We start from the raw sequence: 17716 nt of genomic DNA, 5'->3' as shown, positions 1-17716 counted from the left end.
TCCTTCATGGCCAACACTTCTGCCACGGGCGGACCTCTGGTTCCGTCATCGACGGCGCCTGTCGAAGATGACGCCTTCGAGGATCTGATCGGCAACACCATCTCGGGCCTCACCGCGATCAGCCGCAACTTGGTCCGGCCGCGTTGGCAGCCGAAGCCGCCGCCGATGCCGAAGGACGACGCCTCCTGGTGCGCCTTCGGCATCATGGAGCTCGACGGCGATTGGTCCGCTCACAATCGCCATGTTCCGGACGGCGATGGCCACACCGAGCAGACAAGGCACGAGACGCTCACCCTGCTGGCCAGCTTCTACGGCCCCAACGGTTACTCCAAGGCGTCCCAGCTTCGCGACGGCCTCTGGCTGCCTCAGAACTGGGAAGCCCTGAACGGCGTCGGCGTCGCGCTGCTGGAATGCAGCCGGGCCCGCACCGCCACGGACATCCTCAACGAGCGCTTCATCCGCAAGGTGGACCTCGAGATGCGGTTCCGCCGCGTGACCACCCGCATCTACCCGATCCTCAACCTCCTCTCGGCTCAGGGTTCGTTCACCACGGACGCCGGCCACGTGCAGCCCTTCATCGTAACGGAGACCTAGCCGATGGCTCAGGGACTAGCTGTCAGTGACGTCGTCAACGTCACCGTGAACCTGTCGCCGGTTGCGGCGCCGACCCGGAACTTCGGAGCGGGCCTGCTTATCGGCGCAACCGACGTGATCGATGTCGGCGAGCGCATCCGCCAGTATTCGAACCTGACCGGCGTCGCGCAGGACTTCCAGACCACGGATCCTGAATATCGCGGCGCGGTGAAGCACTTCTCGCAGGTGCCGCAGCCGTCGATTCTCTATATCGGCCGCTGGGCGCGCACGGCGACGCGTGCGACGCTGCGCGGCGGGGTGCTGACCACGGCTGAACAGGCCCTGGCCAACTTCACTGCGGTCACGGCCGGCGCCTTCTATTTTGTGCTCGACGGTATCCCGCGAACGGTCTCGGGCCTGAACTTCTCGGCCCAGACCAACCTCAACGGCGTCGCCTCGGTCCTTCAAACCGCCGTGGCCGCGCTGGTGGCCACTTCGACGGTCGTCTGGGACGGCGCCAACGGCCGCTTCGTGATCAAGTCGGGAACGACCGGGGCTACCTCGTCGATCACGTTCCTCTCTGATCCGACCGCCTTCGGCTCCATCGCCATTGCTGCCGGCAACGCCGCGAACAACGACGTCGTGACCGTCAACGGTACCGGCGTGACCTTCAAGACGAGCGGCGCGGCCGGCAACCAGGTCAACATCGGCGCCGACAACATCGCCTCGGCTGCGGCGCTCGCGACCTTCCTGAACGGCTCGACCGACGCCGGTATCGCCGCCGCGAGCTATTTCGCGCTGAACGGCACCGTCTACGTCGTCTACGACGTGCCGGGAACGGCCGGGAACGCCTTCACCCTCGCGAAGACGGGCGGCGCCAACATCACCCTGTCCGGCGCCACGCTCTCCGGTGGTTCTGGCTCGTCGATCGCCGGCCTCCTCAAGGGCAAGTCGACGCAGGCCAGCCTGCCCGCCAACGGCATCGCCGCCGAGACGCTGCAGCAGGCGGTTGCCGCGCTCATCAACGCATCGGGCGATTGGTACTCCGGCGAGCTGGTGGAAGCCGGCGTCGATACCGCCTCGATCATCGCCGCCGCCGGACTGATCGAAGCGCAGCAGAAAAAGCGCGTCTTCGGCGTCACCATCACGGATACCACGGTGATTGATCCGACCAGCACCAGCGACCTCGGTTATTTGCTAAAGGCCAACAACCTCGGCCGCACCTATGCGCAGTACAGCCAGTACGAGCCTCAGGCCGTGGCCTCGTTCTTCGGTCGGGCCTCAACGGTCAACTTCAACGGATCGCGCACGACGATCACGATGAAGTTCAAGCAGGAGCCCGGTGTCCGCGCCGAGACGATCACGGAAACCCAGGCCGCGGCCCTCAAGGGCAAGAACGTCAACGTCTTCGTCAATTACGACAACGGCACCGCCATCATCCAGGAAGGCGTGATGTCGAACGGAACGTTCTTCGACGAACGTCACGGGCTCGATTGGCTGGAAAACGCCGTTCAAACCGCCGTCTGGAACCTGCTCTACACCTCGGCAACGAAGGTTCCGCAGACCGATGAGGGCATGCATACTATCTGCGCCGTCATCGAAGACGTGTTGGTTCAGGCCGTCGCGAACGGTCTCGTCGCCCCGGGCAAATGGAATGCTGGCGGGTTCGGACAGCTCAAGCAGGGCGATATGCTGTCGAAGGGCTATTACGTCTATGCGCCGCCGATCGCCTCTCAGTCGCAGGCTGATCGCGAAGCCCGCAAGTCCGTGCCGGTTCAGATTGCAGTCAAGCTCGCCGGCGCCGTGCACTTCGCCGACGTCATGATCAACGTGAACCGCTGAGGACCGGCCGATGTCATCCGCAACTTACTCGTTCCTCAGCACGCAGGCTGAGCTCGTCGGGCCGAATGGTCGCGTCTCGCTCGGCAATGGTGCCGGCGCTGCCGAGGAAGGCATCACGATCAACCAGACCGAAGATCGCGACACCATGACGATCGGCGCGGATGGCAGTGGCATGCACAGCCTCCACGCCGGCAAGTCCGGGCAGGTGACCGTTCGGCTTCTTAAGACCTCGCCGACGAATGCAATCCTGATGGCGATTGCCAATGCGGACTTCGCTTCGCCGGCTGACCACGGACAGAACACCATCCTGATCCGCGATGTTCAGCGCGGGGATACAGTCGCCTGTTCCTTCTGTGCGTTCCGCCGCGTTCCTGATCTCTCCTATGCGAAGGTCGGGAACACCGTGGAGTGGTCGTTCAACTCCGTGTCGATTGATTACATCCTCGGGACCGGAACCCCGGCCGTGGTGTTCTGATGCGCGAGCCTGCTGAATTCGAGGTCGGAGCCTACCGGTATCGGTCTGCCCCTCTCTCCGCGATGGATCAGGTCCATCTCGTTCGCCGCCTGGCGCCGATCCTGACTGCGCTTCGGAAAGCCGCCCAGAGCGGCGATGCGCTCGCCATGATCGGGCCGGCGGTCGAAGCCCTCGGCTCAATGCCGGACGAGGCCGTGGACTACGTCATCAACGCCTGCATGGGCGGTGTCACGCGCCAGAAGCCCGGGGATACCGGCTGGGCGAAAGTCTGGCAGCCTTCGGTTCGGCGCCCAATCTTTGACGACCTCAGCGGCTTCGAGGTGATCTCGATCACCGCCAACGTGGTGATGGCAGAAGTCGGCCCTTTCTGGGCAGGGCTGGCGTCCAGTTTGAGCGCCGTCAGCCGGGCCTGAAGTTCGAGCCGGTCCACATGCCGGATGGCGAGGACTACGTCCTGCGCCCCGTCATGGAAGGGCTCTGCCGGTATGAGTCCGTGATCGACGGCACGTTGAGCCTGGCGGACATCGGCCGCCTCAACGACGCGCTCGATATCCGCGACGAAAACGCCCACAGGGCAAGAGAAGCCGCCAATGGCTGATGTTCTGCGCGAGTTTCTGGTTTCGCTCGGCTACAAAGTCGATCCGAACTCGGAGAAGCGTTTCGAGGCTTCGGTCCGCTCCGCGACCCTGCAGGCCGATCTCCTCGGCCGCGCCATCGCCAAGTCTGCAGAGAAGGTCTTCGAGGGCGTCCAGCAAATCTCAAAGTCCTTCGAGCAGGTCTATTGGCAGGCTCAGCGGACGCAGTCGACGGTTCAGGGCATTCGCGCGATCGGCTACGCCGCGTCGCAACTCGGGTCGTCGACTGAGAGTGCCGGCGCATCAATCGAGAATTTCGGGCGGCAACTCAAATGGAACCCCGGCTTCGAAGGGTTCCTGAAGCAGCTCGGCGTCGCGACCCGCGACAGCAAGGGGCTGCGCGCGTCGACCGATATCCTGGTCGACTTCGCCAACAAGATCAGGAGCCGACCGAAGGCTGAGCAGCTTGGCTTGGCGGAGGTCGCGGGCATCGATCTGGCGACGCTGGAAGCGATCCAGTCCGGCACGTTCCAGAAGCGGCTCGATGAGTACAATGCGAAGGTCAAAGCCCAGGGGCTGAATTCGGAGGAGGCCGCGAAGCGCGGCGCCGAGTTCACGCAGGCGATGAAATCGCTTGGCGCTTCGCTTGAAATCGTCGGCCAGAAGCTGATGAGCGAGTTCGCCGGCCCGCTCCAGCGCTTCGTCGATGCCTTCGACAAATGGACGAACGATAACGGGAAGACTTTCGTCCAGGTCATCGAGAAGATCGGCGAGACGCTAGGCCAGTTGGCCACCGTCGTGGAAAAGGTCGCCACGGCGCTTAAGCCCGTCTGGGAAGGCTTCGACGAGTTTTCGAAGAAGCTGACTGGCCAGAATGGCCTCACTACCGCGATCGAGGTTCTGATCGGGCTGAAGCTCGCGGGGTGGTTGTTAGGGGTAGCATCGGCGATCACATCGGTAGGAACGGCAGCGAGCGGAGCGCTAATCAGCGGCGCTCTCGGCCGGTTCTTCGGCTTGCTGGGCCTCGCGGCCGGTCCCGCCGCTTTCGCTCTCGGCATGACCCCGAGCGCGGCGAATGGCGGAGAGGATGCTGAAATCGCTCGCCGTCGCGCGAACGGCTCATGGGGACCGGGTACCGCTGACGAACTCAATGCTGGCGTAAAGCCGCAGGGGCAGGACAACAGCCTATGGGGTAGGGCGAAGAGATGGTGGCGCGGCGGCGGTGACCCGTCTGGCGGCGCGACCTCTGCCCCGACCGGGGGCGCAGCCCAGCAAGCGGCGGCGCAGGAGAGCTATGAGTTCTGGCGAGGCAAGGGCCTATCACATGAGCAGGCAGTCGGCATGGTCGCAAACGAGCGCGCCGAAAGCCGACACAATCCCAGCGCGCGAGGAGATGGCGGCCGAGCGCACGGGCTGTATCAGCACCATCCAGATCGCCGCGCGGCAATCCTAGCCGGTTCTGGTATCGACATGTCGACCGCGACCGCCGCCCAACAACGCGAAGGCGCATATTGGGAAATGACGAAGGGAGCCGAGCGGAAGGCTTGGGCGGCATTGAAGCAAGCCGAAACGGCAGGGGAGGCTGCTGCAATCGTCAGCAAGCTTTATGAGCGACCGCTGGACCGCGATGGTGAGGCTCAGAAGCGCGCCGCAATGGCAAACGGTTTGGCGAACGCACTGCGCATTAAGCAGGCGCAGGGGGGGCTTGATCTGCCGCCATTGGCTCGCATCAACCCTACGGCACTCGGAACCGCGGCTGACAATGCAGCAAAGGTTGGGAGTGGAACTGGCGCGGCATCTGGCGCTACGCTTACCCCATCGATCGCAGGGCGCGGCGACACGACGGTCACGATCAACCAGAATAACCGCGTCGAAGTAGTTGGCAGCGGCGACCCGTCTCTTACGGCGAACCAAGTCGGCGATGCTCAGCGCGGGCTTGGTCAGGTGCTGCTTCGCGACGTTAAGGGGGCTGTCCGCTAGCGCATCTTCGACCCGTCGAGCATCATCCAGCGCTCATTGACCCAACCTTCGCCATCCGCCGTCCTGACATGCCAGCGCGTTCCCGACTTGCCGAGCACGATCGCGGAAGCATGGTCAGGAAGGTTTCTGCAGCTGAGCTGATCGCGGTCACAGACAGCGGCCCCGGATTTGATCCAGCAGTCCTCTTGCGAGAGCGATGAGCATAGGCGGCGAACGGCGGCATCCCATGGCTCCGCCGCCCAAGCCGTCCCGCTCGCGACCAAAGCCAGGGCGATGAGGGATAATCGATACACTTCGATGCTCATGACGCAGTCGTTGAAACCGATGCTTGCGAGGAGCGCAGATGGTCGAGAATTTTCTGAAGAAGCCCGGCGACAATGCCGAGAGATAGCACGACCGCCCCGAGGCCGATGCAGAGGCCAGCTTCAATCTCGTGAATCGCGCTCTGCGCATTCAGAAGAATGATGATGCCGGCGATCATCATCGCCGCGCCAAAAAAATTCAGAACCTTGCCCATCGCCCGCTCCAGCGTCCTCGGCACAACCTATCAGTGATAGGTCGCGCGTCAACGCGGTGAGGTTCAGCAGGATAGCCCGCATGTCCCTTCTCGACGACGCATTCGCGCTGATCCGCCGCCCTGGCGTCGAGATCGGCTCGCTGATCCCTGATGTGCTCATTCGCGAAGTCGGACGCGACACGCTGATCACGACCGACCACCCCGTGGAGACCGGAGCGGCGATCACGGATCACGCCTTCAAGCTGCCGGCCGAGATCGAAATGATTTTGGGCTGGTCGGATTCGACCGGGGGCTATGTCGGCTACAGTGACGAAGCCTATGAGATGATCCTGGCGATCCAGGCGAAGCGCGAGCTCATCTCGGTTTCAACCGGCCGGCGCAATTACGAGAACATGCTGCCGGTCGGCATCCAGCAGACCCGCGACGAGACGACGGCCAACGTTCTGATGTGCGCGCTGCGGCTGCGACAAATCCTCATCGCGAATACCCAAACGACATCGGCGCCGAAGTCAGCACAAGCGAATCCAGCGAAGACAGGTTCGACCGTCGATGTTGGCCAGCAATCGCTGAAGAGCGCCGGAACGAGCGGCTTTGCATCGCCGGCCGCGAGGGCGTGATGGCAACGGTCCAGGAATTCCCTCTGCGGCCCGAAGCCCAGCAGATGACGATCGAGCTCGCTTCGGTCCTCTATACGGTGCGCTTCGGCTGGTGCGACACGCCTGACGGCGGGTGGTTCCTGGACCTGAGCACCTATGAAGGCGCCCCACTCATCCAGGGCCTGCCCCTCACTGCCGGCGAGAACATCCTTCAGCAGTTCGAATATCTCGGCATCGGCGGCGAAATCCGCGTCGAGACGGACGGCAACGACCTCGTCGAACCGACCTATGCCAACCTCGGCTCCAACGGCAAAGTCTTCTTCATCACGCCATGACGCGCCAGTGGCTCCGCAAGATCCAGCTTTCCGTCGAAGGCGGTGGCAAGACGATCGACCTGTCCCAGATGCGGGTTCGGTTCGTTGTGCAGCAGGAACTGCAGCGGCAACGGCCGGCGGTCGCGCAGATCACGATCTCGAACCTCTCTGACCAGACCGCGAACGCGATCAACAAAGAGGGAAAGGTCATCTCCCTCGAAGCGGGGTACGAGGAAGGCTTCGGCCTGATCCACAAGGGCGAGATCTACCAGAAGCGCGGCCCGGCTCGGGAAACGCCAGTCGACAAATATCTGACGCTGAACAGCAAGTCGGGCGACACGGCCTATTCGTTCTCGACGGTGAACAAGACGCTCGCGGCCGGCCATACCTTCCGCGATCAGGTCGACGTCGCTCTCGAAGCGCTCAAACCCTATGGCGTGACGGCCGGCTTCATCGCCGACCTCGGCAAGCAGACCATGCCGAGGGGGAGGGCGCTTTTCGGCATGACGCGGGACCTGCTTCGGACAATCGCGCAGTCGACGAATACCTCTTGGACGATCCGCGATCAGAAGCTCGAGATCGTCAAGAACGACAAGGCGATGGACGGCCAGGCCTTCGTCCTGAACTCGCAGACCGGCATGATCGGGATGCCCGTGCAGACGACCGGTGGCATTCAGGTGCGCATGCTGCTCAATCCCCGTGTCCGGCCGGGCACCAGATTGCAGATCGACCAGAAGTCGATCCAGCAGGCGACGCTGAACCAGGACTTCTTCAATCCGATCGAAACACAGCAGTCACAACTGCCGAGCATCGCTTCGGACGGCTTCTACAAGGTGCTCTACGTCGAGCACTCCGGCGATACGCATGGCGTGCCTTGGTACACGGACTGCGCATGCGTCGCGACGAGCGAGCAGGGTCTTGTTCTGAAGAACTTCGTCAACCAGGGCATCCCCACGGACGTGTGATGACGATCGATCTCAGAGACCGTAGCGACAGTTTCGAAGAGACGCTGCGCGCGATGTTCGACGACTTCAGGTCAGGTCAATTCACTTCGATGCCGGCTCGTGTCGTCAGCTATGACGCGCAGAAGCAGACGATCTCGGCTCAGCCGACGATCAAGGCCTATGTCCTGCAAAAGGACGGCACGTCGAAGGCCACCGAATATCCGGTCATTCCCGATATTCCGGTGCAGTTTCCGGGCTCTGGCGGCCAGACCATGACCTTTCCGGTGAAGGCCGGCGACGAATGCCTGTTGAACTTCTGCTCCCGGTCGCAGGATTCATGGCAGCAGTCCGGCGGTGTTCAAGCGCCGATGGATACTGGCATGAACAACCTGTCCAACGCCTTCGCGATGCTAGGCTTCCGGTCGAACCCGCGCGCATTGAAAGACGTTTCGAACGATGCGACGGAAGTCCGGTCGGACGACGGGAAAACCAAGATCAGCCTGTCCGGCGCCGGTGGCGTCGGCATATCGACGGACAAGCAGGTTGGGATCAGCGCGGCAAACGGCGTTTCCATTGGCGGGGGCGCAGGTGAGACCGCGATCACCGGCACCGTGCGCATCACCGGCGAGCTCATCGTGAACGACATCGTGTTCTCGACGCAGAAGCACACGGGCGTCCAGCCTGGCGGCGGCACATCTGCGGGCCCGACGAACTGAGCCATGAAATATCGCAAGCTCGATGCCTCGGGGGATTACTCCTTCGGGAACGGCAGTGCTGACTTCTGGAAGGATCAGCCGGAAGGCGTCGCGCAGGCTGTCCAGACGCGCCTATTCTTGTTCCGGGGCGAATGGTTCCTCGACACGACCGAGGGCATGACCTGGAAAACCGAGGTGCTTGGCGTCCGCACCGCCAACACCCGCGATCCAGCCATCCGCCGCCGGGTGCTCGGCACCCAGGGCTGCAAGTCGATCACTGCCTATTCGAGCTCGCTGAACCGCGACACGCGCGCCTTCAGCGTGAACCTGACCATCGACACGATCTACGGCGCCGCCACAGTGACCGGGGTGAATTTTTGATGGCCTTGCCAGTCTGCACCATCGACGAGAACGGCATATTCAAGCCGGACTATGCGGCTGTGCTTGCCTACTTGCAGGGCGAGGTCCGCGGCATTTTCGGGCAAGATATCTACATCGATCCCGACAGCCAGGACGGTCAGCTTCTCGCCATCTTTGCTGCAGCGGTCGACGCTGCCAACGCCATGGCGGTGCAAGTCTACAACGCTTTCTCACCATCTTCGGCGCGCGGCGTCGGCCTGTCCTCCGTCGTCAAGATCAACGGCATCAAGCGGCTTGTTGCGTCGAATTCGACCGTCGATCTCTTGATTACAGGACAGGCCGGCACGACGATCACGGGCGGCATTGCGACAGACGATGCCGGCAATCAGTGGCTGCTGCCTTCGCCTGTGGTGATCCCGTTCGACGGAGACATCACCGTGACGGCCATCGCGAAGGACGCAGGCGCGATCGCCGCGCTGCCTGGCACGGTGACGGGTATCGGGACGCCGACGCGAGGTTGGCAGAGCGTCACCAACCCGAACGCGGCGGTGGCAGGCCAGCCCGTCGAACTCGACGCCCAGCTTCGCAAGCGGCAGACCGTGTCGACGGCGCTGCCCTCGCTCACCGTCTTCGAAGGCACTATCGGCGCCGTGGCATCCATCACCGGCGTCGACCGCCTGAAGGGCTACGAAAACGACACCGAGACGACGGATGCCAACGGCATTCCGGCTCATTCAATCTCGCTGGTAGTGCAGGGTGGTGATGCTACTGCGATCGCTCAAGCCATTGCGGCGAAGAAGACACCCGGAACCGGCACCTACGGCACGACGAGCGTCACGATCACGGATGAGTATGGCGTAGCGCGCTCGATCAATTTCTACCGACCGACCGCCGCGACCATCAAAGTCGCCATCTCCCTAAAGGCGCTCGCGGGCTACACCACGGCGATCGAAGCCAGCATCAAGCAGGCCGTGGTCGACTTCATCAACGGCCTCGATATCGGGGGCACCAGCGGTGCGGTGGAATGGGCGGAGGTGTTCGTCCCGGCAAATCTCGCGCTGGGTGATGGCGCCAAGACTTACAAGATCACGGCTCTCACGATCGCGAAGAACGCGGGGCCATTCGGCACGTCCGATCTCGCTATCGCCTTCAATGAAGCCCCGTCGGCTTCTCTCTCCGACATCGCGATCACGGTGGCTCCCTGATGGCTCTCCCCCCGGCAGTAAACATCGGCACAGCTCCGAACAGCGGTAATGGCGATCCGAACCGCACCTCCTTCGACAAGCTGAACAAGCGCGACGACTGGCTGGATGCCAACAAGGCGCCGGTGGATTCGCCTAAGATCCAGACGCGCCTCGACTTGGCCGCCGCCGCCTTCTCCGCCTCCTTCCGCGACGACGGTTCCGGCAACCTCGGCTGGTATGTCGGGGCGGCTGGCGCGGCTGACGGAGCGCAAGTCAAGGTTGCGAGCGTCGACAAGGCGACGGGCGAAGTTGCCTTGTCCAACGAGGCTTCCGACAAGGTTTCGCTGTCGGTCAGTGGCTTCGGCTATCGGTTGGTTGCAGCCGGTACCGAGGGCTACAACGGGTTCGCGTCCCTGCGGCGGGGCGGTGACGGCCTCGAAACGGTCCGCATTCGCTCCGCTGGTGTCAGTTTTTTCAACAGCGGCAACGTCGGCATCGGGACGAGTTCGCCAGGCATGCGGCTTCATGTTGTCGCCTCTGACACTCCCACTGCTCTCATGTTTGTGGGCGCTACGAAGGGTATCAGGTTCGGGTTCGATACCGGCGGTTCAAAAATTGAGGGCGTCGACAGCACCGGTGTCGGTTCATTTCAACCGCTTACGTTGAGTGGTTCCGGTGTCTATATTGGCAACAACCTTTCGCCGACTGCCGATAACACTTTCGCATCCGGAACAGCATCTTTACGTTGGTCGGTCGTCTACGCGGGCACTGGCACGATCAACACCTCCGACGCTCGCGAGAAGGTCACCGTCGACGGTGAGGACATCACCGAGGCGACCGGTTGGAGCGTCACGCCGCCGACTGAGGCCGAGCTGCGTGTCGCGCGCCGGCTCTTGGCCGCAACCGGCTTCTACAAATTCAAGGATGCGGTAGCCACGAAGGGGCTCGACAAGGCGCGGCGTCACTTCGGCCTGACGGTGCAGTTCGCGCTTCAGGTCTGCGATGAGGAAGGTGTCGATCCGTGGTCCATCGGCATCTTCTGCCGGGACGAGATTACCCGCAAGGTGATGCGGCCGCAGACCGTCTCCGAGCAGAAGACCGAGCCTGTCGAGCCTGAGCTTGTCATCGAGATCATCGACGGCATCCCGACGCAGGTTCTCCGCGAGCGAGAGCCGCAGCCGGTCTTCGAGATGAAGCCGGTCATCGGCCGGGGTGGCGAGGTCGTCATGCAGACGGTCATCGTCGAGGGCGCGAGCGGCTTCCCCGTCGAACGCCAGGAGCCGCTCCTGCATCCCGTCCCGGTCATGATCGAAGTCACGCGCGAGGTCGAAATCGAGGAGCCGGCCGGCGAACGCCTCGGCTTCCGCTACGACCAGCTTGCGCTGTTCATGATGGCGGGGTTGGTGCCGACGGAGTAAATCATGACTTGGCCGCGCGCAGACAGCCTAGACCCCACCGCCGACGTTACCTGGGTCACCGCAGACTACGTCGGGCCGGTCCCCCCGTCGCCCCCGGCGCCAGAGCCGCCAACGTCCGGCACCTACCTCGACCTGATCACGAGCTATCACCGCGGGAAGCCGAAGTTCGCCGCGATGATCAAGGCTCTGGTTGAGCCGATCGTGGCTCAGCAGGCGTTCATGGAGCATCTGCCGCTCGACTTCGATCTCGATCAGGCCATCGGCGTGCAGCTCGACAAGGTCGGCGAATGGGTAGGGCGGACGCGCTTTGTGAATGTGCCCATCGCGGGCGCCTGGTTCTCGTTCGATAATGCGCTGCGTGGTTTCGATCGCGGCGTCTGGTATCAGCCACAATACGACACGCCCGCCGGCATCACGCGGCTCGACGATAACACCTATCGCACGCTGCTGCGGGCGAAGATCGCCGCCAACAATTGGGACGGCACGCTCCCAAGCGCAAAAGCGGCGCTGGAGATACTGTTTCCCGATGGCGAGACCACCATCCTCGTCATCGACAATCAGGACATGACGATCACATTCGGCGTCGCCGGGGTGATCCCTTCAGCGTTGTTCATTGCGCTGCTGTCTCAGGGCTACCTTCCGCTTAAGCCCGAAGGCGTTCGCGCCGATTACCTGATTACAACCGTCGACGGCCCGCTCTTCGGCTTTGACGTCCAGAACAGCCTGATCGCGGGCTTCGATACCGGTGCGTGGGGCGCGCCGCCTTCGTACTTCACCGCCTGATCTTCGGAGACATTGATGGCCACCAATGACTTTCTGCCGTTCGCTACGGCGGGCGGAGCAAACGTGCTTCCTCAGTCCGAATGGAACGCTCTTGCTGCGCGCCTTTCTGGCTATACGGCTGGCGTTGCCAGTTCTGCCCAGGTCAATAAGGGCTTGAGGCAGGGCTCGGTGGCTGCTGCCATGCTGGGGCAGTTCATCGTAAACCGCGCGGGGCTCGACGCTCTTGACGACGGCAGCGTGACAAACTTGCTTGCTGCCTTTGAAGCCGCCTACCGCAAGCAGGCGACCAACTACGTCGCGACCGTTGGTGGCACCGCAAACGCGCTAACGGTGACCCTCGATCCGGCGCCCGCAGCTTGGTCTGATCTTGCAGGCGCGCCTCTTCGCCTGCGCATCACGACCACCAATACTTCGACCGCGGTTACATTTTCCCCAAACGGTCTTGCAGCAAAGGCCGTGGCATACAATGACGGCTCACTCCCACAACCAGGCGATCTCATCGGAATTGTGGAGGCGGCCTATAATCCGACGGCGGACGTAGTTCAGATCGTCAGTTTCTCGCGTTCAGCAAGTCTCAACACGAAACGTTCGCAGATTACCGCCGAACGGGGCTCCTCGAGCCAGTTGACTGGTGACAACATCATTACGCGTGTCACCAACTACGGGGCCATAACGCCTGCATTCCAAGGTGGGAGCAGCTTCGCCGCAGGCGTCCTGACCATCGGGCCCGCCGATGGCGGTCTATGGTTCTTGTCCGGGTATTGCAGGCAAGAGTTTTCTACGGCCTCCGGCCAGGCCGTTTATCTTTATCGGAACAACAGCATCGTGCTGGCTTCGGATGGCGGCCCGGCAGCCGGCGGCGCCGCCAGCAAGGTCCATTCGAACGCGGCCCGCGTGGTTTCGCTCGCGGCGGGTGACACAGTGGACATGCGGCTCATTCAAACGACCGGAGCCGACTTCACCTTCAACGATCTCTACTCCTTCTCCGCCGTCCGGATCGGGGCCTGACCATGCACAGCATCCCATTCGCCAGCCTCGACCAGCTCGCCGCAGTCTCGCGGAAGCTGGGCAACCCCGACGTGGTGGCTCACCAGGATGAAGAGGGCGCGTGGTTTCTCGACGTGCCCGACGGGCTTGCGGCCGAAGCAGCCGCGCTGGCCGCAGGTCCGATCCTGCCGTCCAAAGCCGAGCTGATCGCCTATGCTGCTGACCGGCGCCGGCGGATCGAGGTCGGCGGCTTGATCTTCCGGGACGTCCCGATAGCCACGGATCTCAACAGCCAGACGAAGATTCTCGGCGCCTATGTTGCCGCCTCTCGCGATCCTGCCTGGTCGACGCTATGGGAGAGCGTGCATCCCATCGACGCCGCGACGATGATTGAGCTTGGCGATGCCGTTCAGGCGCATATCAACCGGTCCTTCCTCAAGCGGGCCGAAGTCTATGCGGCCATCGAGGTCGGTACGATCACGTCAACAGCCGAGGTCGACGCGGCGTTCTCTGCCTGATCAAGGCTATCAGTAAGCATGGATTCGACAGCGATTGATGGATTTCTGGCGGGAATGTGCCGCGCTCTAGCGGGGGAGTGCCGCCTCGTGTAATCCATGCCCCGGATGGAAACCCGGCAAACATACTTGGATGGCTTGCGAGGCTGGGCCGCCGTTATCGTGCTCTTCTACCACGTCTTCTCGAACGGTTTTCCACCGTCCGCCTGGGCGGAAACCGACTTGAAGCTTTGGCTTCCATTCAACGGGTTCTTCGCAGTCTCCGCTTTTTTCGTCGTGTCTGGGTTCGCGCTTTCAACAGGGTTTGTGCGGAGCGGCGATCGGGCTGATCTGATACGTAAGGGGGCCGGCCGGTACGTAAGGTTGTTCGTGCCAGTCGCCGCGATCTGCCTCATTGTACATGTCACTTTGCTCCTCGGCCTCGTGATGCCAGTTGATGAGCGCCCGACTGCATTCCGGTCATTTTTGGCGTTCGAACCGACGCTCGAGCATCTGTTCCGCTTCACAACTTACGAGGTCTTTTTCGACTACCGGCCCGATCGGTCATACGTGGCGCCGCTCTGGACCATGTCGATTGAGCTCGTCGGCTCTTTCGGAGTTCTGGCGCTGCTGGCGGCTGTGGGTAGGTCGTCGTGGCGGTGGTTGGCCTATGCCGTCGCTGGTGCAGGTCTACTGGCGATAAACACGCTGTATTTCCTGTTCCTGGCGGGGGTAATCTTAGCGGAGCTCGCCCCTGCTCGAAATGCAGCCAGCCGCACTGGTCAAGGCACTGCATGGCTAGCCATTGCACAAGGGCTCATAGTGCCGTTTGTCACGCCGTGGGAGGTCTCCCCGGCGCTGCTCATTTCGACGTCAGTCTTCTGTTGGGGATTGATCGCGGCTGCGCCTATCCGCCGGCTCCTTAGTTCCGGCGTGAGCGCCAGATGCGGAAGGCTTTCGTTTCCGATCTATCTGGTCCACGGACCTGTCATGTTCGTAATCGGCCTGCCGCTCCTCGTAGCTGCGGAAGGGAGCCCGGCCGCCATCGCACTCGTCGGCGTCGTAGTTTGCGCGGTGTCACTCCTGTTGGCCGTTCCCTTCATTTTCGTCGATGAGGGCGCCACCCGTTGGTCACGGGCGATCGGTCGTTTCGCCGCGCCGCGAAGGCCCGTGTTCCAGGCGTAGTCGGCGAAAACGCTCTACCAACCAGCTGCCTCCGGGCGGCTTTTTCTCTTCCGCGGCTTAGCGAGGCCAGCGCCGGGTCGTACCGGTCGAAATGGCCAGGATCACGAAACAGACTGTTGCTGCGATCAGCAGCGTCGCGATTAGCGTCACTGGGATCAGCATTGCGGATCTCCGCTGCGATTATTGAAGCGTCTTCAACTTAAACCCCACGCGTTGGGTGGGGTTCCGCATCACATCCGGAGCATCTGATGGACACGACCGCAGTTGAGCGGGCGCTGGTCGCGCTCGGCTATTCGCTCGCCGTCGACGGTAGTCCGGGGCCGAAGACGAAGGCGGCCGTCCAGGCGTTCCAGATCTCGCATGGCCTGCATGTTGACGGCATCGTTGGGGCGAGGACGGAGGCGGCACTGAGGGCGGCGGTCGCCGATAAGCCCCAGCCGCAACAGGTCGGCCTCGACCGCGCGAAGTTCTTCGCCTTCCTGCGCTCCGGCAAGGCGCCGATGTTCGGCACGTCGCTGTCCACCGGTCAGGTCAAGGGCATCGAGGGCATCCTCGACGGCTTCGCGAAGGCGGGCGATGGCCGTGACAAGACGCTTGCCTACGGCCTCGCCACCGCCCGGCGCGAGGTCGGCGCCGGCATGGTCCCAGTGCGTGAGGGCTTCAGCAAGAACGACGCGGCTGCGCGGGCATATGTCGCCAAGCACTACCCGAACAAGGGCTACAGCAAGCCGGCCGGGCCGTGGGGCCACGTCTACTACGGGCGCGGCTATGGGCAACTGACTTGGTTCGACAATTACGACGCCGAGGGCGTCGCCGCCGATCCTGACCGAGCGCTCGATCCCAAGTTCGCCGCCGAGCTGCTGTTCAAGGCGCTGCTCGACGGGCGTTGGAACGGCCAGGGCAAGGGCATCGCTTTCTACCTGCCGACCGGCGGCCCGGACGACCTGAAGAACGCCCGGCGCACGGTCAACATCACCGATCACTGGCAGGAGGTCGCGGACTTCTATCGCCAGTTCATGGCGGCGATAGCAGCCGCGCGCGCCTGACGATCCCGTAGCGGCCGGGCCTGCCGTTCCTCACATCGGAGCATCATCATGAAACGTATCGTCCTGGCGCTCGGCGCCTTGGGCGCGCTGGCGCTCGCCGGCTGCCAGACCACCGCCATCGACAGCCGCATCGCCGAAGCCAGCGACCGCCTGTCGGCGCGCTGCGCAGATCTCCAGACGGCTGCGCTCGCCGTCGACCTGTTCGCGCCGGAGAAGGTGCGCGCCGCGGCACAGCAGGGGCAGGTCGTGCTCTCGCAGTTCTGCGCCAAGCCACCCCGCACCGCTGCTGATCTCGCCATCGCCATCGGCGAGACGATCAAGGCGGTGCAGGCGATCGAGGCCGCCAAGCGCGGCTGAGCCATTCTCAGAACCACGGAGATCGACATGAACTGGGATTCTGCACAGCAGCTTCTGCGTATCCTCCTGCAGGTCGGCGCCGGCGCGCTGGTCTCGAAGGGCATCCTCACAGAGGAGATGGCCGCCACTGCGACCGGTGCGGTTCTTTCGCTGGCTGGCGTGGTGTGGTGGGCCTACTGGAACCGTAAGCGGGCGGCTTGAGGTGAAGATGACGATCACCTCGGAGCTCGTCGTCTTCATCATCACGGTTCTCGGCGCGCTCGGGGCGATCTGGGCACGGATCGAGGCGATCGTCAGCCGTGCCCGGACAGAGGCGCTAGCCGCCGCGACCGGCGCCTCGAGCAAGGCTGATGTCGTCTCGAGCGATCTCGCAGCGCATCGCCTGCATGTCGCCGAGCACTATGTCAGCAAGGCGGGCCTGCGCGAACAGGTCGGGCAGGTGCTCGACCTTGTCCGCGATGTGCAGAGCGATGTCGGTAGCATCAATGAGCGGCTTGATCGGGTGATCGAGGGGCGGCGCACCGGCTTCAAGCCCCCCTGACGAAATCGAGCAGCTGACCGCCGCAAGATGGCTGCCGGCCTAACCGGATCCTCCCTACTTGGCCCCGTTGGTTCGAGCCAGCGGGGCCATTTTTGCCTTTTGGCCGCCTGCCGCTAGATGCAGGTACGTCGGGTCGAATCCCGATAGCTTTTGAAGGCCTTTGAAATCGTAGACAGCCAATCTGCCGTGGGACCAATCGACGAGGCCGGTCTTTCTCATTTCGCGCAATGTTCGATTAAGATGGACCAGCGACATACCGAAGGCGTCTGCCATCTCGGCCTGAGAGATCGGCAGATCACAGCGTCCGTCAAAAGTGGCACCGATCGCGTTCTGGCGGACAAATATCTCGCAAAGAAAGTGCGCCATGTGTTGCAACGCAGGACGACGGCCCATCCCGAGCATCCACTCGCGATAGGTCGCAGCATCAATCAAGGTGTCGCGCCACAGAGCTTGCGCGATTTTGGGCTGCGAGAAGCAAGTCTCGCGCAATGAATCGTGCTGCAGATAGACGATCCGCGCGTCGGTTATAGCGGCGAGATTATGGTCCATCGTGCGGAGGAGAAGGCTTTGCAAGTCTGGGATATCGCCGGGAATATGGAATGACAGGATCTGCTTCCGACCTGCGCCTGTGAATTTATAGCGGCACAGCCAGCCACTCACGACCAGCGCACACCGATCCGGTTTTTCACCTTCCGACGCGACATCGAAACCGGCGCGGAGATGCCGAGGCATGGCCGGCAATGCCAGGATAATCTGCTGCTCCTCATGAGTGAGATTGGATATGGCATTTAACCGGCGTACGAGCGCCTGCATGGGATCTTGCAAGAGTGGCGTCATAGATTTCTCCCGA

23 protein-coding genes are annotated in these 17716 nt (G+C 62.8%); 21 read left to right on the top strand and 2 right to left on the bottom strand.

Going from position 1 to position 17716, the window contains the following annotated elements:
• The first annotated feature begins 6 nt into the window (after nucleotides 1-6).
• The 6 genes from AB4Z16_RS05065 to AB4Z16_RS05040 are packed head-to-tail and all read left to right on the top strand — an operon-like array spanning nucleotide 7 to nucleotide 5445.
• Entirely contained in the window at nucleotides 7-594 is a 588-nt protein-coding gene (locus AB4Z16_RS05065) for a phage neck terminator protein (protein WP_441510254.1), read from the top strand.
• Between the two features lie 3 nt (nucleotides 595-597).
• Entirely contained in the window at nucleotides 598-2415 is a 1818-nt protein-coding gene (locus AB4Z16_RS05060) for a DUF3383 domain-containing protein (protein WP_441510253.1), read from the top strand.
• 10 nt (nucleotides 2416-2425) lie between these two features.
• The gene (locus AB4Z16_RS05055) at nucleotides 2426-2890 is read left to right on the top strand and encodes a phage structural protein (RefSeq protein WP_441510252.1); all 465 of its coding nucleotides are present in this window, start codon (nucleotides 2426-2428) and stop codon (nucleotides 2888-2890) included.
• Nucleotides 2890-3303 (top strand): phage tail assembly chaperone, encoded by a 414-nt coding sequence (locus AB4Z16_RS05050; RefSeq protein ID WP_441510251.1) that lies wholly within the window; start codon nucleotides 2890-2892, stop codon nucleotides 3301-3303. The genes AB4Z16_RS05055 and AB4Z16_RS05050 overlap by 1 nt, the downstream gene beginning before the upstream one ends.
• Before the next feature lie 17 nt (nucleotides 3304-3320).
• Nucleotides 3321-3488: a DUF6889 family protein gene (locus AB4Z16_RS05045; RefSeq protein ID WP_441510250.1), complete on the top strand. Its 168-nt coding sequence runs from the start codon at nucleotides 3321-3323 to the stop codon at nucleotides 3486-3488.
• Nucleotides 3481-5445 (top strand): phage tail tip lysozyme, encoded by a 1965-nt coding sequence (locus tag AB4Z16_RS05040; RefSeq protein ID WP_441510249.1) that lies wholly within the window; start codon nucleotides 3481-3483, stop codon nucleotides 5443-5445. The genes AB4Z16_RS05045 and AB4Z16_RS05040 overlap by 8 nt, the downstream gene beginning before the upstream one ends.
• A 301-nt stretch (nucleotides 5446-5746) precedes the next feature.
• Here the strand turns inward: AB4Z16_RS05040 and AB4Z16_RS05035 are convergent, their stop codons facing one another.
• Nucleotides 5747-5962 carry a hypothetical protein gene (locus AB4Z16_RS05035; protein ID WP_441510248.1) on the bottom strand — a complete coding sequence of 72 codons (216 nt, stop codon included), beginning with the start codon at nucleotides 5960-5962 and terminating at the stop codon, nucleotides 5747-5749.
• 80 nt (nucleotides 5963-6042) lie between these two features.
• Between AB4Z16_RS05035 and AB4Z16_RS05030 the strand changes: the two genes are divergently transcribed.
• From AB4Z16_RS05030 to AB4Z16_RS04960, 15 genes are all read left to right on the top strand, one after another.
• Nucleotides 6043-6579 carry a phage baseplate protein gene (locus tag AB4Z16_RS05030; protein WP_441510247.1) on the top strand — a complete coding sequence of 179 codons (537 nt, stop codon included), beginning with the start codon at nucleotides 6043-6045 and terminating at the stop codon, nucleotides 6577-6579.
• Nucleotides 6579-6893, top strand: coding sequence for a phage baseplate plug family protein (locus tag AB4Z16_RS05025; protein ID WP_441510246.1), 315 nt, complete (start codon nucleotides 6579-6581; stop codon nucleotides 6891-6893). The genes AB4Z16_RS05030 and AB4Z16_RS05025 overlap by 1 nt, the downstream gene beginning before the upstream one ends.
• The gene (locus AB4Z16_RS05020; protein WP_441510245.1) at nucleotides 6890-7837 is read left to right on the top strand and encodes a phage protein; all 948 of its coding nucleotides are present in this window, start codon (nucleotides 6890-6892) and stop codon (nucleotides 7835-7837) included. The genes AB4Z16_RS05025 and AB4Z16_RS05020 overlap by 4 nt, the downstream gene beginning before the upstream one ends.
• Complete coding sequence (locus AB4Z16_RS05015; RefSeq protein WP_441510244.1) at nucleotides 7837-8532, top strand: Gp138 family membrane-puncturing spike protein; 696 nt, start codon at nucleotides 7837-7839, stop codon at nucleotides 8530-8532. The genes AB4Z16_RS05020 and AB4Z16_RS05015 overlap by 1 nt, the downstream gene beginning before the upstream one ends.
• A gap of 3 nt (nucleotides 8533-8535) precedes the next feature.
• Nucleotides 8536-8892 carry a contractile injection system sheath initiator gene (locus AB4Z16_RS05010; protein ID WP_441510243.1) on the top strand — a complete coding sequence of 119 codons (357 nt, stop codon included), beginning with the start codon at nucleotides 8536-8538 and terminating at the stop codon, nucleotides 8890-8892.
• A 71-nt stretch (nucleotides 8893-8963) separates the two neighbouring features.
• Entirely contained in the window at nucleotides 8964-10076 is a 1113-nt protein-coding gene (locus tag AB4Z16_RS05005; RefSeq protein ID WP_441510242.1) for a baseplate J/gp47 family protein, read from the top strand.
• The gene (locus AB4Z16_RS05000; protein ID WP_441510241.1) at nucleotides 10076-11473 is read left to right on the top strand and encodes a tail fiber domain-containing protein; all 1398 of its coding nucleotides are present in this window, start codon (nucleotides 10076-10078) and stop codon (nucleotides 11471-11473) included. The genes AB4Z16_RS05005 and AB4Z16_RS05000 overlap by 1 nt, the downstream gene beginning before the upstream one ends.
• Nucleotides 11474-11476: 3 nt before the next feature.
• Nucleotides 11477-12256 carry a DUF2612 domain-containing protein gene (locus tag AB4Z16_RS04995; RefSeq protein WP_441510240.1) on the top strand — a complete coding sequence of 260 codons (780 nt, stop codon included), beginning with the start codon at nucleotides 11477-11479 and terminating at the stop codon, nucleotides 12254-12256.
• Nucleotides 12257-12271: 15 nt separating this feature from the next.
• Entirely contained in the window at nucleotides 12272-13264 is a 993-nt protein-coding gene (locus AB4Z16_RS04990) for a hypothetical protein (RefSeq protein WP_441510239.1), read from the top strand.
• 2 nt (nucleotides 13265-13266) lie between these two features.
• On the top strand, nucleotides 13267-13761 hold the full coding sequence (locus tag AB4Z16_RS04985) for a DUF4376 domain-containing protein (protein ID WP_441510238.1): 495 nt from the start codon (nucleotides 13267-13269) through the stop codon (nucleotides 13759-13761).
• A gap of 105 nt (nucleotides 13762-13866) precedes the next feature.
• Nucleotides 13867-14922, top strand: coding sequence for an acyltransferase family protein (locus AB4Z16_RS04980; protein WP_441510237.1), 1056 nt, complete (start codon nucleotides 13867-13869; stop codon nucleotides 14920-14922).
• Between the two features lie 248 nt (nucleotides 14923-15170).
• On the top strand, nucleotides 15171-15968 hold the full coding sequence (locus AB4Z16_RS04975; RefSeq protein ID WP_441510236.1) for a peptidoglycan-binding protein: 798 nt from the start codon (nucleotides 15171-15173) through the stop codon (nucleotides 15966-15968).
• A 48-nt stretch (nucleotides 15969-16016) separates the two neighbouring features.
• On the top strand, nucleotides 16017-16325 hold the full coding sequence (locus tag AB4Z16_RS04970) for a hypothetical protein (RefSeq protein ID WP_441510235.1): 309 nt from the start codon (nucleotides 16017-16019) through the stop codon (nucleotides 16323-16325).
• A gap of 27 nt (nucleotides 16326-16352) precedes the next feature.
• On the top strand, nucleotides 16353-16526 hold the full coding sequence (locus AB4Z16_RS04965; RefSeq protein WP_441510234.1) for a Pam3-gp28 family putative phage holin: 174 nt from the start codon (nucleotides 16353-16355) through the stop codon (nucleotides 16524-16526).
• 7 nt (nucleotides 16527-16533) lie between these two features.
• The gene (locus tag AB4Z16_RS04960; RefSeq protein ID WP_441510233.1) at nucleotides 16534-16866 is read left to right on the top strand and encodes a hypothetical protein; all 333 of its coding nucleotides are present in this window, start codon (nucleotides 16534-16536) and stop codon (nucleotides 16864-16866) included.
• 54 nt (nucleotides 16867-16920) lie between these two features.
• Here the strand turns inward: AB4Z16_RS04960 and AB4Z16_RS04955 are convergent, their stop codons facing one another.
• A complete protein-coding gene (locus tag AB4Z16_RS04955) occupies nucleotides 16921-17703 on the bottom strand; it encodes a Crp/Fnr family transcriptional regulator (RefSeq protein ID WP_441510232.1) in 783 nt (260 codons plus the stop codon).
• Nucleotides 17704-17716 lie beyond the last annotated feature (13 nt).

Source organism: Allobosea sp. TAF32 (assembly GCF_052113585.1).
Taxonomy (GTDB): domain Bacteria; phylum Pseudomonadota; class Alphaproteobacteria; order Rhizobiales; family Beijerinckiaceae; genus Allobosea.
Note: the sequence above shows the minus strand (reverse complement) of the source record. Positions and strands in the feature narration are given on the sequence as shown.

What these genes read in the sequence shown, in the direction of transcription:
- AB4Z16_RS04985 (WP_441510238.1), top strand. Translation starts at nt 13,267, where the DNA reads ATGCACAGCATCCCATTCGCCAGCCTCGACCAGCTCGCCGCAGTCTCG.
- AB4Z16_RS05040 (WP_441510249.1), top strand. Translation starts at nt 3,481, where the DNA reads ATGGCTGATGTTCTGCGCGAGTTTCTGGTTTCGCTCGGCTACAAAGTC.
- AB4Z16_RS05055 (WP_441510252.1), top strand. Translation starts at nt 2,426, where the DNA reads ATGTCATCCGCAACTTACTCGTTCCTCAGCACGCAGGCTGAGCTCGTC.
- AB4Z16_RS05060 (WP_441510253.1), top strand. Translation starts at nt 598, where the DNA reads ATGGCTCAGGGACTAGCTGTCAGTGACGTCGTCAACGTCACCGTGAAC.
- AB4Z16_RS05025 (WP_441510246.1), top strand. Translation starts at nt 6,579, where the DNA reads ATGGCAACGGTCCAGGAATTCCCTCTGCGGCCCGAAGCCCAGCAGATG.
- AB4Z16_RS05030 (WP_441510247.1), top strand. Translation starts at nt 6,043, where the DNA reads ATGTCCCTTCTCGACGACGCATTCGCGCTGATCCGCCGCCCTGGCGTC.
- AB4Z16_RS04990 (WP_441510239.1), top strand. Translation starts at nt 12,272, where the DNA reads ATGGCCACCAATGACTTTCTGCCGTTCGCTACGGCGGGCGGAGCAAAC.
- AB4Z16_RS04955 (WP_441510232.1), bottom strand. Translation starts at nt 17,703, where the DNA reads ATGACGCCACTCTTGCAAGATCCCATGCAGGCGCTCGTACGCCGGTTA.
- AB4Z16_RS05045 (WP_441510250.1), top strand. Translation starts at nt 3,321, where the DNA reads ATGCCGGATGGCGAGGACTACGTCCTGCGCCCCGTCATGGAAGGGCTC.
- AB4Z16_RS05010 (WP_441510243.1), top strand. Translation starts at nt 8,536, where the DNA reads ATGAAATATCGCAAGCTCGATGCCTCGGGGGATTACTCCTTCGGGAAC.
- AB4Z16_RS04995 (WP_441510240.1), top strand. Translation starts at nt 11,477, where the DNA reads ATGACTTGGCCGCGCGCAGACAGCCTAGACCCCACCGCCGACGTTACC.
- AB4Z16_RS05065 (WP_441510254.1), top strand. Translation starts at nt 7, where the DNA reads ATGGCCAACACTTCTGCCACGGGCGGACCTCTGGTTCCGTCATCGACG.
- AB4Z16_RS05015 (WP_441510244.1), top strand. Translation starts at nt 7,837, where the DNA reads ATGACGATCGATCTCAGAGACCGTAGCGACAGTTTCGAAGAGACGCTG.
- AB4Z16_RS05020 (WP_441510245.1), top strand. Translation starts at nt 6,890, where the DNA reads ATGACGCGCCAGTGGCTCCGCAAGATCCAGCTTTCCGTCGAAGGCGGT.
- AB4Z16_RS04970 (WP_441510235.1), top strand. Translation starts at nt 16,017, where the DNA reads ATGAAACGTATCGTCCTGGCGCTCGGCGCCTTGGGCGCGCTGGCGCTC.
- AB4Z16_RS05000 (WP_441510241.1), top strand. Translation starts at nt 10,076, where the DNA reads ATGGCTCTCCCCCCGGCAGTAAACATCGGCACAGCTCCGAACAGCGGT.
- AB4Z16_RS05050 (WP_441510251.1), top strand. Translation starts at nt 2,890, where the DNA reads ATGCGCGAGCCTGCTGAATTCGAGGTCGGAGCCTACCGGTATCGGTCT.
- AB4Z16_RS05035 (WP_441510248.1), bottom strand. Translation starts at nt 5,962, where the DNA reads ATGGGCAAGGTTCTGAATTTTTTTGGCGCGGCGATGATGATCGCCGGC.
- AB4Z16_RS04980 (WP_441510237.1), top strand. Translation starts at nt 13,867, where the DNA reads ATGGAAACCCGGCAAACATACTTGGATGGCTTGCGAGGCTGGGCCGCC.
- AB4Z16_RS04965 (WP_441510234.1), top strand. Translation starts at nt 16,353, where the DNA reads ATGAACTGGGATTCTGCACAGCAGCTTCTGCGTATCCTCCTGCAGGTC.
- AB4Z16_RS04960 (WP_441510233.1), top strand. Translation starts at nt 16,534, where the DNA reads ATGACGATCACCTCGGAGCTCGTCGTCTTCATCATCACGGTTCTCGGC.
- AB4Z16_RS04975 (WP_441510236.1), top strand. Translation starts at nt 15,171, where the DNA reads ATGGACACGACCGCAGTTGAGCGGGCGCTGGTCGCGCTCGGCTATTCG.